At 28.2% G+C, this 13,518-nt stretch carries 9 protein-coding genes and 1 other RNA gene; 1 reads left to right on the top strand and 9 read right to left on the bottom strand.

What is annotated here, in order from left to right:
* Nucleotides 1–31 precede the first annotated feature (31 nt).
* The 8 genes from AACH12_RS05535 to rnr all read right to left on the bottom strand — a co-directional run bounded on the left by AACH12_RS05535 (nt 32) and on the right by rnr (nt 11,003).
* Complete coding sequence (locus AACH12_RS05535; RefSeq protein WP_338537066.1) at nt 32–1,933, bottom strand: IGHMBP2 family helicase; 1,902 nt, start codon at nt 1,931–1,933, stop codon at nt 32–34.
* Between the two features lie 127 nt (nt 1,934–2,060).
* Nucleotides 2,061–3,290: an EAL and HDOD domain-containing protein gene (locus tag AACH12_RS05530; RefSeq protein WP_338537065.1), complete on the bottom strand. Its 1,230-nt coding sequence runs from the start codon at nt 3,288–3,290 to the stop codon at nt 2,061–2,063.
* Between the two features lie 47 nt (nt 3,291–3,337).
* Nucleotides 3,338–4,708, bottom strand: a complete 1,371-nt coding sequence (locus tag AACH12_RS05525) for a hypothetical protein (RefSeq protein WP_338537064.1) — start codon at nt 4,706–4,708, stop codon at nt 3,338–3,340.
* 147 nt (nt 4,709–4,855) lie between these two features.
* Nucleotides 4,856–5,214: a transfer-messenger RNA gene (gene ssrA / locus AACH12_RS05520) on the bottom strand.
* 21 nt (nt 5,215–5,235) lie between these two features.
* The gene (gene smpB / locus AACH12_RS05515) at nt 5,236–5,697 is read right to left on the bottom strand and encodes an SsrA-binding protein SmpB (protein ID WP_338537063.1); all 462 of its coding nucleotides are present in this window, start codon (nt 5,695–5,697) and stop codon (nt 5,236–5,238) included.
* A gap of 133 nt (nt 5,698–5,830) precedes the next feature.
* Nucleotides 5,831–7,783 carry a transporter substrate-binding domain-containing protein gene (locus AACH12_RS05510; RefSeq protein WP_338537062.1) on the bottom strand — a complete coding sequence of 651 codons (1,953 nt, stop codon included), beginning with the start codon at nt 7,781–7,783 and terminating at the stop codon, nt 5,831–5,833.
* 72 nt (nt 7,784–7,855) lie between these two features.
* Nucleotides 7,856–8,674, bottom strand: a complete 819-nt coding sequence (locus tag AACH12_RS05505) for a Cof-type HAD-IIB family hydrolase (protein WP_338537061.1) — start codon at nt 8,672–8,674, stop codon at nt 7,856–7,858.
* A 211-nt stretch (nt 8,675–8,885) separates the two neighbouring features.
* A complete protein-coding gene (gene rnr / locus AACH12_RS05500) occupies nt 8,886–11,003 on the bottom strand; it encodes a ribonuclease R (protein WP_338537060.1) in 2,118 nt (705 codons plus the stop codon).
* Between the two features lie 195 nt (nt 11,004–11,198).
* On the opposite strand from rnr, the gene AACH12_RS05495 reads away from it, so the two are divergent.
* Nucleotides 11,199–11,390 carry a hypothetical protein gene (locus tag AACH12_RS05495; RefSeq protein ID WP_338537059.1) on the top strand — a complete coding sequence of 64 codons (192 nt, stop codon included), beginning with the start codon at nt 11,199–11,201 and terminating at the stop codon, nt 11,388–11,390.
* Between the two features lie 66 nt (nt 11,391–11,456).
* Here AACH12_RS05495 and AACH12_RS05490 read toward each other — a convergent pair whose 3' ends face one another.
* On the bottom strand, nt 11,457–13,442 hold the full coding sequence (locus AACH12_RS05490; protein ID WP_338537058.1) for a sodium-translocating pyrophosphatase: 1,986 nt from the start codon (nt 13,440–13,442) through the stop codon (nt 11,457–11,459).
* Between the last annotated feature and the right edge of the window lie 76 nt (nt 13,443–13,518).

The following is a 13,518-nucleotide window of genomic DNA, read 5'->3' as shown; positions in this document are numbered from 1 at the left end:
ACTTTAATTAGTATTAATTTATTATATCATATTAATTTTTTATTATGTTTAACATATTGTTAAAGAGTTTATCCGTTTTAAGCGTTTTAAAATTTCCAACTAGCACAAGTTTTGATTTTGCTCTACTAATTGAAACGTTCAATCGTCTATAGTCATTTAAAAACCCAACTCTCTCGTTCAAATTTGCTCTAACAAAAGATATTATTACTATATCTTTTTCTCTTCCTTGAAAAGAATCAACTGTATCTACTTCAATTTCATGTTTAATTAAATCTTTTATTTTAATTGTCTGTGCTTTATATGGTGAAATCACAGCAATTTGACTATCCTCAATTCCCTTTGACTTTAGTGTTTCAATATAATCTATCACCTTGTCAATTTCGAAATTATTATAGTATGATTTAGAATCTTTTTTTCTAAGTTCATGTCCACTTACATCAATTACTTCTATAATATTCTCATTATAAAGTTTTTTAATCAACCTATCTCTAACACTGATATCGGGAATTAATTTATTATTATAAAACAACTTACTAACCAAATTATTTATTTTTAAATTCATTCTGTATTGCACTTCTAAGCGCGTTAATTGATATGGATATTTATTAGCTAAATAATCCATTAATGAAGTACTTAGACCCAGTTTTTTTGCCTCTGAGCTAATAACAACTGGTGGAAGCTGAAAATGATCTCCTATTAAAATAAAACGATTTGCCTTTAGCACTGGAATTAGTGAAGAAGGAATTGACGCCTGGGCTGATTCATCCATTATAAGCCAATCAAAATTTTCATATTTTAATAGATCTGAACCCGCTGTAGAATTTGTTGTAGCAATTACTCTATGAGAATTGATTAAATACTCCTGAATCTCAGTTTTATTGCTTTGAATTTTTTTATATAAATCATCGATTTTTTTTTGTGCTTTTAACCATGGACGCATTGATTTAATTGTTTTTTTTGAAAGTCCTCGCATAGACTGATTTGAAAGCGCGAGTTCAAGCAATTTGTCATAGGGTATACCTCTAGTCGTTTTAGCATTCGGTCTAACACACCTTCCTTGTTTAGATTTATATTTTTCAATTTCTTTTTCAAATTCAGTTATTTCTTTATATTTTACATGTTTTAAGATTTTATAGTCTAGTGTATATGCTTTTAAATCATTATTTACTCTAATTGGATTTCCAATTCTTAATACATCAATTTTAAGTTCTGTTAGCTTCCTAATCAAATTATCAACAGCAGCATTTGAATCTGCACTAATAAGAATTCTGTTTTTTGTAATAAGAATTTGTTTAATTAAATAAGAGGCTGTATACGTCTTACCAGTACCCGGCGGCCCCTGAATGCTATAAAAAATATTGTTTTCAATAGCTTTATTAATAGAAATATTTTGAACTTCATTTAAGTTATTTATTTGAATATCACTTTCAGATGTATCTACTAAATAATCCCCTGAAAGTAGTGTGTGAAGCCTATGGAATGTATGTGTTTTGGCATAAGTAAGTGCTTCTTCCATTCTTTTAAAAGTAGTATCGTTTACGAATAAGTCCATCCTTAGTGAATTTGAGTTAGATATTTTAATGGCTCTTGGAAATGCGACGGAAATATTTTTTTTTGACATAGAATATACTGTACCACTTGGATTCAAATGATTAAGAGGATTAAATTGACTAATAATAACTTGGTCCCCAATACTAATTTCAGTATCAGGAAGTACTTTTGAACCGTTTTTTCTAAATTCATAAATCCAATCGCCACCCATAGATCGACCGATTTTTCTTTTATGTAAGCCTATAAAAGCTCTACCTTTTTCCTCCCTTTCATATCCAGAAAGTTTTTTTATTTCTTCAGTATGTCTTTCTCTTTCTTCTTCTCTTTCATATTCTATTGCCCGTAGAAGGTTATTTAATAGTAATTTGACATTTTCTTTCACATTACCTCCAAATGATGTTTTTTATATGATTAGTATTTCATTAACTAACTTAATTATAACGTATTAATAAATGTGTTTCAAATTTGTAATAAAAGCAAAAACACTCCAATTGACATAGTCAGTTTTATTAGAGTGTTTTTATAGTTAGTTGATTGTATATATTATCCGCCCATTTAACAGACGCAAAATAAGCATTTGATAAATTTTCAATATCATACTCTATTAATGGAGCTAATTTAAAAGCTTCATCAAAATTTCCTTTTTCATATAATAAACAAAGTGAAAAAGCATCTGAATATTTTGTTTGTTTACCAAGTAAAGTCAATTTTAATTCAGTATTTATTGGGATATTTTTTAGAGCCTCTTCCATATCCATTTCAAGTATTGTATCAATAACAGAAAGAGTACCAATTAAGGCCAATTCTTCTCTATAATCAGATAAGGAAGAAGTTTTGGCAATCTTACTTAAAAAATTTGAACGTTGCATAGATAGTCTTACCGATTCATTTGTTTCATAGTTTGATAAATCTTTTACCATTGCAAGCGATAGCCAAGTTCTAAACTCCCTAGTACCTATTATTGTAAGTGCTTGATGAATTGAATTAACTTCATCTTTATATTTTGTTTTAGAATTCACCAGCTTAAGCAGTCTATAAGTAAGTGAAATATCAGTAACGATTATATCTGTTATTTTTTTATAATCAATATATTTCTCATTAAGTTCATTCATTAGTTGGACATATTTAAGCGCATTTTCAGGCAAATTTTTCTTTTTCATTATCGAAGGTCTTGCAAAATAATAACCTTGAAAATATTTAAAACCAACGTTTTTCGCCCACTCAAATTCTTCCTTAGTTTCAACTTTCTCAGCTAAGAGTACTTTACTTTTATTTTTAAATCTATTAACAATAAATATAATTTCTTCCTTACTATTTTCAATAAAATCAACTTTAATCCAATTACAAACTTCAGTTATTTCTGAATACCTATTATTCTTTGTGTAATCATCATGTGCAATAATATAATTCATATTTTTTAATTCTAAAATATTTTTCATTAATCTATCATCTGGTGCAACATCTTCTAATATTTCAATAATTATTTTGTCTTTATCAAGTAATTTAGCAACACCATAATTTATTAAATGTTTATCAAAATTTATAAATGCTTTTGCCTCTCCAACTAAATTATCAATACCAAAATGCACATAACTATTTATTAGTAAAATTGAAGTTGCTGCGTTGTGAGAGATATCATTGCTAAAATAATTATTTAAATTGTTGCGATACAGCAGTTCATATCCAAATACTTTATAATTCTTATCAAGTATTGGTTGCCTTGCAATAAATATATTCATATAATTCACCCACTTTTAAAAACCATAAAATTTAATTATAAGGCACTTTATTTTATACTTTCCATAATATCCTTATTAATAAAATTACTAATAATGAATTTATCAAGCTCTGCTAACCTACTAAAATCTTCTTTAAAAACATAGAATGAGATTTCTCCAAAATTCAAAAAGTAAAGCGATTTGCCATTTTTCTCTTTTTCTTTTTCTTTTTCTTTTTTTCTTTTATAATAATTTCCCTTTACAAAATCTTGAATAGTCGTAAAATGTTCAATTTCATCTTTCTTTTTTTCTGCTTGCTTTACACATTTATACTCTTCTATATTTAATGACATTACCTCCTGTAAATATGTTACATCATTTTTTTTGATTTTTTCTGTACTTTTATCAAATAAAATAATTCTATTTTTTTCTTTTTTAATATCATAATCTTTAATTGCTTTACCATAACTTTCAAGAAATTTTTTGACTGATAATTTAGCTAAATTATTATTCATTTTTATCGATAAAGAAGCGAGTTCAACATCTTTTGTATTTGAGAATTTTTTAATATAATCACAATCTTCTACATAGTTATCTATAACATTTGAATTAACAGTGACTCTAACTCGGCAACACTTAACTGTTTTATCAAAATAATTATATAATTTAGAATACTTATCCAGTACATTGATATATTTCCTAAATTTCTTTATATCTTCTTCATTTGACTTTTTTAGAAGTAAAGTTTTATATTGATCAACACTATTATAATTAAAAATTTCATCAAACTTGATATTTTTAAAATTAGGAGTCTTAATATTTTTGTTTTTTGCAATAGTTCCAGGCGGAAGCTTTTTAACAAAATTTTCTACGTTAATTGATTCCTCTTCTTTTTCATAAATAAAATTGTTATTCTCATCAAAAATCGACATTGAAACTATATTAGTTTCAGCCATTGTTCTAATTTTAGGATTCCTTTTATAATCAAATACCCAGCTCATAGATTTTAATTGATCATATTTGCTATTAATATAAATATCATTTAAATTAATAACTATAAAAAGCACAATCAAATTGAATGGTCCAGTGTATATAAAATACGGAGCAACAATAGTTTTAGAAAAATAGAGTAAAAGCAAAACTAAAAAAGTGGCTATATAAGAAACTATAGCAATTTTCCTAAAAATTTTCTTTTTATCCTTAATGTTTTTAACAAATCTACCTTTGTTAGCATCACGAGATAAGTCGCTATTATAATATGTAAGCATAGCTATAGCAACCAATGAAATTAATATAGAAAATAACATCGTTACAAGAATGCTTTTACGTGGTTCATTTAGATCAACAGCAGTAATTATCAATGTGAAATTTAGAACCCATAAAAATAAGTAACTTCTTATATTGTTTATAGCAAGCGTAAATAGTAATTCAAAATTCATAAAATCATCCTCTATATATTTTTTATTAGTCTATATAAAAAAAGCTCTACTGTTATAATACCCTATTATTGAGTATTATAACAGTAGAGTATTCATTTATTATTCATTAAAATATCCACTTCCGAATAATTTGGAAGTGGATATGGTTGGTGGAAGCGGTGGGAGTCGAACCCACGTCCAAAAGTAAATCTAAGTAGCTTTCTACGAGTATAGTTACATATTTAATTCTCGTCCTTTTTTACGCCATGTAACAGGCTTAAAATCGGACCAGCTTCTAAAGGTCCATAGTAATGCGAAGCCTTCTTACTAATCGCTCCTTGCAAAAGTTATCCTGTTGTTAGTGCGGCAAGAAAAAAAAGCAACTAACTGGATGGCTGCTTATGCAGCTAACGCGTAATTATTGTCTGCGTTTAATTTATGGTCCAGTTCTTTTACGTGTACCCCAAACCAATAAACACGACTCGCTTACTAAATTTCCTTACCCCTGTCGAAACCTTTACGCCCCCATATATTATATAAAAATCAAGTTAATAATTTTTTAAACTTGATTCTTTTTTCATTCTCATATCTGCATCTCTTTTTGCAATAGTTTGCCTTTTATCGTAAAGTTTTTTACCTTTTGCTACAGCAATTTCAATTTTAACTTTACCTTTATCATTAATATATAATCTTAATGGTATAAGCGTTAAGCCCTTTTGAGTAGTATAGCTTATAAGTTTTAAAATTTCTTTTTTCTTTAAAAGTAATTTTCTTTTTCTAAGAGGATCAACGTTGTTAATATTTCCTTGTTCATAAGGACTAATATTCATATTAAGTATCCACGCTTCTCCGTTATTTATTTCTGCATATGCTTCTTTTACACTGGCTTTACCGTTTCTTATCGATTTAACTTCAGTTCCTTTAAGAACTAATCCAGCTTCATAAACTTCTTCAATAAAGTAGTCATGTCTTGCTTTTTTATTATTTGAAATTAGTTTACCAATTGCCATAAAAACACCTACTTATATAACTCTTCCATCGAAATTCATATTAACAACAATTGAAATTTTATCATAGTTATAAACCTTAAGTCAATATATTAATTCATTAGTAATAATATCTTAACAATAAACTAGTAACTGCTTAAATATTGGTCTGTTCATTTTCAAAAATCAATCTTACAGTAGTTCCGTCATCTAAATCCGAATCAAATTCTATATTTCCATTATTTAATTCAACTAATTTTTTTGTAATAAAAAGTCCTAGTCCATTACCATTAGATTTTGTTGAAAGAAAAGGATCATACAAATTTTCTATCATATCCTCAGAAATTCCTTCACCCTCATCCTCAATTTCAATAATTATTTTACTAAGTTTTTTAAACGACCTTATAATAATCAAATCTCCAGAAGCTGATGCATCTATTGCATTCTGAATAATATTAATAACCATTTGTTTAAATTGCTGAATATTTGCATATATATAAAATTCATTAGTTATATTTTCAATTTTAATATTTCTTGTAATAACATTTAATTTAAAAAGCACAACAGCTTCTTCTATAATTTGGTGAATGTTAAAGCTATCCATCTTCGTTGAATCATATCTAGCAAAATCTAAAATATTTGTAACCATTTGATCTAATCTTAATATTTCTTCATTAAAAACTTTTTCTAAATTTTTAATATATTCTATCGAATCATATCTTGATGGTAATATGTCTAAATAACTTTTCATTGAATTAAGCGGACTTTTAATCTCATGAGTTATGCCAGCAATAAGCCTCCCTAACGAATTTATTTTATCGTCATGGCTAATAGCATCTTGTAAAAACTTTTCTTCTGTATAATCATGTAAAAGAAGAATACTCCCCTCTTTTTTATGAGGCCCTACCACTCTAGAAAAAGAGTAATCAATATAATATTTTTTGTTTTCTCTTGAAAAACTTACTGAGTTTCTTATTTTTTCATCACTATCTGTTATATTAATATTAAATTTTTCATTCAAATTAAGTTCAGTAAGTTTCATTCCTTTCATAAGTTTTATATCAAGAAGTTTTACAGCACAATTATTAAAAAGAACGATTTCGTTATCATTATTAAAAGCAATAATTCCACTTGGAACTCCTTCAAAAATATTAATACTCTGTCTATAGTTTTTTTCAATTTCAAATTGCTTTTCTTTTATTTCCTTTGTACGTTTTTCAACTTCATTTTTCAGTTTTTTGTTAATTATAGCAACTATTAATCCTATTAAAACAACAAGAATTAATATTATTAGTAATACTGCGAATATCTTCTCTAAATACTTCGAATTATTAACAAATGTTTCTCCAAACCATTTTTTATAAATTTTATCATAAGTACCATCACTTTTTATTGCTTTAATGCCTTTATTAATTACACTAAGTAATTCAGTATTTCCTTTTTTTACAGCAGAAGAATAATCAATGCTAAAAATAGGCGAACCTACAATCTTGACAAGCTCTATATTTCCTTGTTTTTGAAGGTTATAAATCCCTGTAAGTTTATTTCCAATAAATGCTGAAACTTTTTTATTTAACAAAGCATCAATAGCCTCTTTTTGATTTTCAAATTCAACTAATTCAATGCCTTCTTTACCTTTAAGAATTTCATAGCTTATATCACCTTTTTGATATGATATTTTTCTTCCTTTTAAGTCATCTAAACTTGAAATATAAGTTGTATCTTTATTTACAAAAATAACTTGTTCATTACTGATAAGTCTATCAGAAAAATCAAACTTTTTACTTCGCTCTTCACTCTTAGTCATCCCTTGAATTAAATCCACTTCGCCAAATTCAAGCAAATCTATTGCAGCTTTCCAGGGACGCGGCATAAACTTGATTTTAAATCCTTCTTTCTTAGCAATTGCTTTTAAAATATCTACATTAAAACCTTTAAATTCATTTTTTTCATCTAAAAATTCATAAGGCGGATAATTGTTATCACCTGCTATATAAACAGTAATATCTTTGTTTTCTGATAAATTATCATATGAAAAAGCAAAAAAATTGCCATTAATAAATATTATCAATAAAAAAAGTATAATTATATATACTGAAGGTTTTTTCATATTTTCAGCCTCCTATTCATACAATAATTATACTATATTTCACCTATATTTTGTATAAATAAATAATTTTTCTTATTTATTTAGTATAAATTTATCTATTGCATATCTAACTCCATGATTATCATTAGTTTTTGTTATAAAGTCAGCATTTAATTTTATTTCATCACTTGAATTATCCATAGCGATTCCCTTTCCAGCATATTTTAACATACTAATATCATTCTCGTTGTCTCCAAATGTCATAATGGAATCCTTCTCAATCCCAAAATACTCTCCTAACTGTTTAAGGGCATACCCTTTATTAATATTTTTCGCCATTATATCATACATATAACTCATTGACTTACAACTTTCTATATTATTTAATCTTTTTAATTCTTTTATCATATTTATTGAAGTCTCACTATCATCAAAATATACTCCAATTTTATAAATAGTTTTACTAGTAATTATAGTATTTATGTCTTTTACCACGCTTGTTTTAACTTTTAAATCATCTGGAAGTTTCTCTGAAAACTCTCTAAAATATTTTATAACTAAATCGTATTTTTCTGCATATATTGTATCTTTATCGTATAAATGAAAATAAACATCATATTTTTTTATTATATCTACAATTTCATTTATTGTTGGAGCGTCGAGCGGATTAGAAATAATAATTTCGTCATTATTTACATCAACTACCATAGCACCATTTGAACAAATAAGTGGTGAATTTATATCGAGTTCTTTGGAGTAAATTTTTGCCGCTGGGTAAATTCTCCCAGTGGCTATTCCAAAAATAATATCTTTTTCTTTTAATTTTTTTATTACTTCATAATTTTCAGTACTTATTTCCTTCTTTGAATTAAGTAAAGTTCCATCCATATCGCTATAAACCATTTTATACATTTTTCACCTCATACATAATATCTATAAACCCTTTTTCTATTATAAACAAAAAGAAAGAAGAAAAATTAATTTCTTCTAACAATTTTTTACACTACTAAAGAGGGGGGAGTAGTTAAAATATTTATCTCTAATTCAATATTATCAAATAAAAATAACAGAATAGTTACAAAATGAAAAATTTCATCAAATTGTAACTATTTTCTCGTAAATGTTATAGTTTTCTAACAATTCTGAAATCAATTTCTCTTAGATCTACATTTACTTTTACTACTTCTATCCTAACTTCGTCTCCTATTGCATAATAATTGTTTGTCCTCTCACCTACTAATTTATAATTTGCTTCATCAAAAACGTAATAATCATCTTTCATTTCGTTAACTCTCATTAGACCTTCTACAGTATTATCAAGTTCAACAAAAACTCCAAAATTCGTTACTGATGAAATAATACCGTCATATTCTTCTCCTACATAATCTAGCATATATTCTGTCATTTTTAAATCATCTGTTTCTCTTTCAGCTTTTTCAGCAATCCTCTCCCTCTTGGAAGATTGATTTGAACAAAGTTCTACAATCTCATTAAGTTTTGCAATTCTACTTTCTGTAAGCTTGCCTCTTAAAACTTCATGTATTATTCTATGAATTTGTAAATCAGGATACCTTCTTATCGGAGATGTAAAATGAGTATAATGCTCAGCAGCAAGCCCAAAATGACCCTCATCAGTTGGAGAATATTTTGCTTGTTTTAGTGATCTAAGCATAAGTTTTGAAAGAATATGTTCTTCATGCTCGCCTTTTACCTTTTTAAGCACTTCTTGGACTGCTTTTGGATGAACTTCTTCTAACGAACCTTTTATTGAGTATCCGAAGTTATAAATAAACTTATTAAAGTCTTTTATTTTTTCTTCAGAAGGCGTTTCGTGAATTCTATATACAAATGGAATTTCCATCCAATAAAAATGCTCAGCAATTGTTTCATTTGCCGCTAGCATAAATTCTTCAATTACTCTATTTGCAATACGTCTTTCTGCCTTAACTATATCAAGAGGTTTTCCACTTTCATCTAATATTATTTTTGGCTCAGGAAAATCAAAGTCAATAGTACCCCTTTCATCTCTTTTCTTTCTTAAAATTAGACTAAGGTCTTTCATATTTTCAAAGAAATCTTTTAGATAATTATATTTATTTAATTCTTCACTCTCAACACCGTCTAATATATCTGATACATCTTTATAGGTCATTCTCTCATTTGTTTTAATGACAGATTCAAATATTTCGTGATCCACAACTTTACCTTTAGAATTTATCTCCATATAACAAGTAAGAGTTAATCTATCAACATTAGGATTCAAACTACATATACCATTTGAAAGTCTTCTTGGAAGCATTGGAATAACTCTATCAATCAAATAAACACTCGTTGCTCTTTTAAATGCTTCTTTGTCTAGTTTTGAATTTTCTCTAACGTAATAAGAAACATCAGCAATATGAACCCAAAGTCCAAAATTATTATTATCTAATTTTTTTACTGAAACAGCATCATCTAAATCTTTTGCATCGGCGCCATCAATAGTTACAATTGTTTGGTTCCTAAAGTCTTTTCTACTTTTAATTTCATCTTCACTTACATCTTCAAGGACTTTATTCGCTTCATTTTCGACTTTTTTTGGAAAGTTTTCAGGCAATTCAAACTTTCTAATTATTGAAAGTATATCTACACCAGGATCTGATTTATTTCCTAGTATTTCTATAACTTTACCCTCGGGTTTTCTGTCATCTTCAGAATACTTAAGTATTTTTACAACTACTTTATCATCAGTTTTTGCGCCCGATGTTTTTCCATTAGGAATAAAAATATCAGAATGGATCTTTTTATCATCTGGCACAACAAATCCAAAATTTTTACTACTTTGAAAAGTACCAACAACACTAAGAGTTCCTCTTTCTACAATGTCAATCACTGTACCTTCTTGTCTTTTATTTTCAGAACTTGATTTTGTTATTTTAATGAAAACTGTATCACCATTCATAGCTCCATTTAATTCAGATGGTGGAATAAAAATATCTTTAATTTCTGAGTTATCTGGTATAAAAAAACCAAACCCTTTACTTGTAATTTGCATCTTTCCTGTTAAAATATTAAACATTTCAGGAATACCAAATTTTCTTTTTTTCGTCTTTATAAGTTTACCCTCTGCGACTAACTCTTCTAGTAAATTATTTATAAGAGCAACTTCATCAGATTTTATATCAAATATATCAAATATTTCTTTATCAAATACAGGATTTCCGTATTCTTTTATAAATTCTATTATTTTTTTCTTAAGCATATTCTCCTCCACTCGTGTGTTAATATTATTAAAACTAATTTTCCATAATATTAATTATCTATTTATGATTTAACACATTACTATTATACCCCATTTTCGTATGTATGAATTTATTTATTTTTATTTTCTTTACTAATATACTCTTTTAAACTATTATTGTATTGAGCTTATTTAAATATTATAAAGGAGGCATTTATGATTAATAAAAATGATGAAATTTTTGATATAGTCGAAAAATATCCACAAGCAGAAAATATATTTAGAAGTTATGACGCTATAGCTGATTGTTGCATTCTATGTACACATCTATTCGATACAATTGATCTTCTATCAAAAAAATATAATATAAATATAGATATTTTGTTAAAACAATTAAATAGCCTATAAAAAAATTAATAGGATTGCATTTTTTATTATGCAATCCTATTATATATTGTATTATTTCTTATTTATTTATATTAAAGACCCAAAGTGTAAAAATATTGGTGCAAATACCAATGATACAATAGTCATTAATTTGATAAGAATATTAATTGAAGGTCCAGAAGTATCTTTGAACGGATCACCTACAGTATCTCCAACTACAGAAGCTTTATGAGCATCGCTTCCTTTTCCACCGTGATTACCTTCTTCTACATACTTCTTTGCATTATCCCAAGCTCCACCTGCGTTAGACATGAATATTGCAAGTAGTACTCCTGTAACAAGCGCACCAGCAAGCATTCCACCAAGTGCTTGAGTTCCTAGTAAAAGACCAACTACAAGCGGAGAACCAACTGCCATAACACCTGGCATAACCATTTCTTTTAATGCTGCTGATGTTGAAATATCAACACATTTTGCATATTCAGGTTTTCCGGTTCCTTCCATAATTCCTGGAATTTCTTTAAACTGTCTCCTTACCTCTTCAATCATTTCAAAAGCGGCTTTACCAACTGATTCCATAGTCATAGCTGAGAATAAGAATGGTAGCATACCCCCAATGAATAAACCAACAACAACATATGGGTTTAAAATATCAATAGTTTTAAGTCCAACTGCTTGAGAATAAGCTGCGAAAAGTCCAAGAGCTGTAAGTGCTGCAGAACCAATTGCAAATCCTTTACCGATTGCAGCAGTTGTATTACCTACTGCATCAAGTTTATCTGTAATATTTCTTACTTCTTTTGGTAATTCACACATTTCTGCAATACCACCAGCATTATCTGCAATCGGTCCATATGCGTCAACTGCAACTGTTATACCAGCTGTTGAAAGCATTCCAACTGCTGCAAGCGCAATACCATAAAGACCAGCAAATTTAAAAGCTATTAAAGTTGCTGCTGCAATAAATAGTATTGGAAAGGCTGTTGAATAAAAGCCAACTGCTATTCCAGAGATAATTGTTGTTGCTTCACCTGTTTCAGCTTGTTTAGCGATTCTCTTTACAAATTTATAATCACCAGAAGTATATACTTCTGTAACAAATCCTATAAGTGATCCTGCAATTAGACCTGCTGTGATAGCAGAAGCCGGAGCAGTTGTTCCTAACATTTTAGCACTTAAAATATATGATGAAATTAACACAATACCACCACTTACATAAGTCGCAAGTTTTAATGATTTATGAGGATCTGCTGATTCGTTTCCTCTAACAAAAAAAGTACTAATAACAGAAGCTAAAACACCTACTGCAGCTAGTGCTAAAGGAAAAGTTGCACCTGCTGGTCCGTACTTACTTGCTACTCCAAGAGTAATAGACGCAATAATTGATCCAACGTAAGACTCAAATAAATCTGCTCCCATTCCCGCAACGTCACCAACATTATCACCAACATTATCTGCGATAACTGCTGGATTCCTTGGATCATCTTCTGGAATTCCTGCTTCTACTTTACCAACTAAATCTGCACCAACATCTGCAGCTTTAGTATAAATTCCACCACCAACACGGCCGAATAGAGCAATAGATGATGCTCCAAGTCCAAAACCAGTTATAATTTGTGGATCTTTAAATATGTAGAATAAAACACTTATTCCTATAAGTCCAAGGCCTACAACTGTCATTCCCATTACAGCTCCACCACTAAATGCAACTGATAACGCTTTGTTCATTCCATTTTCTTTGGCAGCATTTGCAGTTCTTACATTTGCTTTTGTAGCAACTGACATACCAATGTATCCAGCTAATGCAGAAAAGAATGCACCAATAATAAATGAAATTGCAGTTTTAATATTAATACCTACCGCGATTACAGCAAATAACACTAATGCAAAAATAACTAATGCTTTATACTCTCTTTTTAGAAAAGCCATTGCCCCTTCATGAATGTACCCTGATATTTCACGCATTCTTTCATTGCCCGCTGACATATTGTTAATTTTGCTAGACGTTAGAAAGAAAGCAAAAAATAGTGCAATTACTCCTGAAGCAATTGCCGTCATTATAACCGTTTGCATCTTTTGTCCTCCTCTAATAAATAAAATAAGTTCAATAATAATAATAAAATACTAACAAAAAATTGCTATAAACAAT

Source organism: Helicovermis profundi, from assembly GCF_033097505.1.
GTDB classification, from domain to species: domain Bacteria; phylum Bacillota; class Clostridia; order Peptostreptococcales; family Acidaminobacteraceae; genus Helicovermis; species Helicovermis profundi.
This window is presented reverse-complemented; position numbering and strand designations above follow the sequence as displayed.

Bases quoted from the DNA above. Each gene is read 5' to 3' on its own strand.
- AACH12_RS05530 (WP_338537065.1), bottom strand. From the start codon at position 3,290: ATGAATATATTTATTGCAAGGCAACCAATACTTGATAAGAATTATAAA.
- AACH12_RS05525 (WP_338537064.1), bottom strand. From the start codon at position 4,708: ATGAATTTTGAATTACTATTTACGCTTGCTATAAACAATATAAGAAGT.
- smpB (WP_338537063.1), bottom strand. From the start codon at position 5,697: ATGGCAATTGGTAAACTAATTTCAAATAATAAAAAAGCAAGACATGAC.
- AACH12_RS05510 (WP_338537062.1), bottom strand. From the start codon at position 7,783: ATGAAAAAACCTTCAGTATATATAATTATACTTTTTTTATTGATAATA.
- AACH12_RS05505 (WP_338537061.1), bottom strand. From the start codon at position 8,674: ATGTATAAAATGGTTTATAGCGATATGGATGGAACTTTACTTAATTCA.
- rnr (WP_338537060.1), bottom strand. From the start codon at position 11,003: ATGCTTAAGAAAAAAATAATAGAATTTATAAAAGAATACGGAAATCCT.
- AACH12_RS05495 (WP_338537059.1), top strand. From the start codon at position 11,199: ATGATTAATAAAAATGATGAAATTTTTGATATAGTCGAAAAATATCCA.
- AACH12_RS05490 (WP_338537058.1), bottom strand. From the start codon at position 13,442: ATGCAAACGGTTATAATGACGGCAATTGCTTCAGGAGTAATTGCACTA.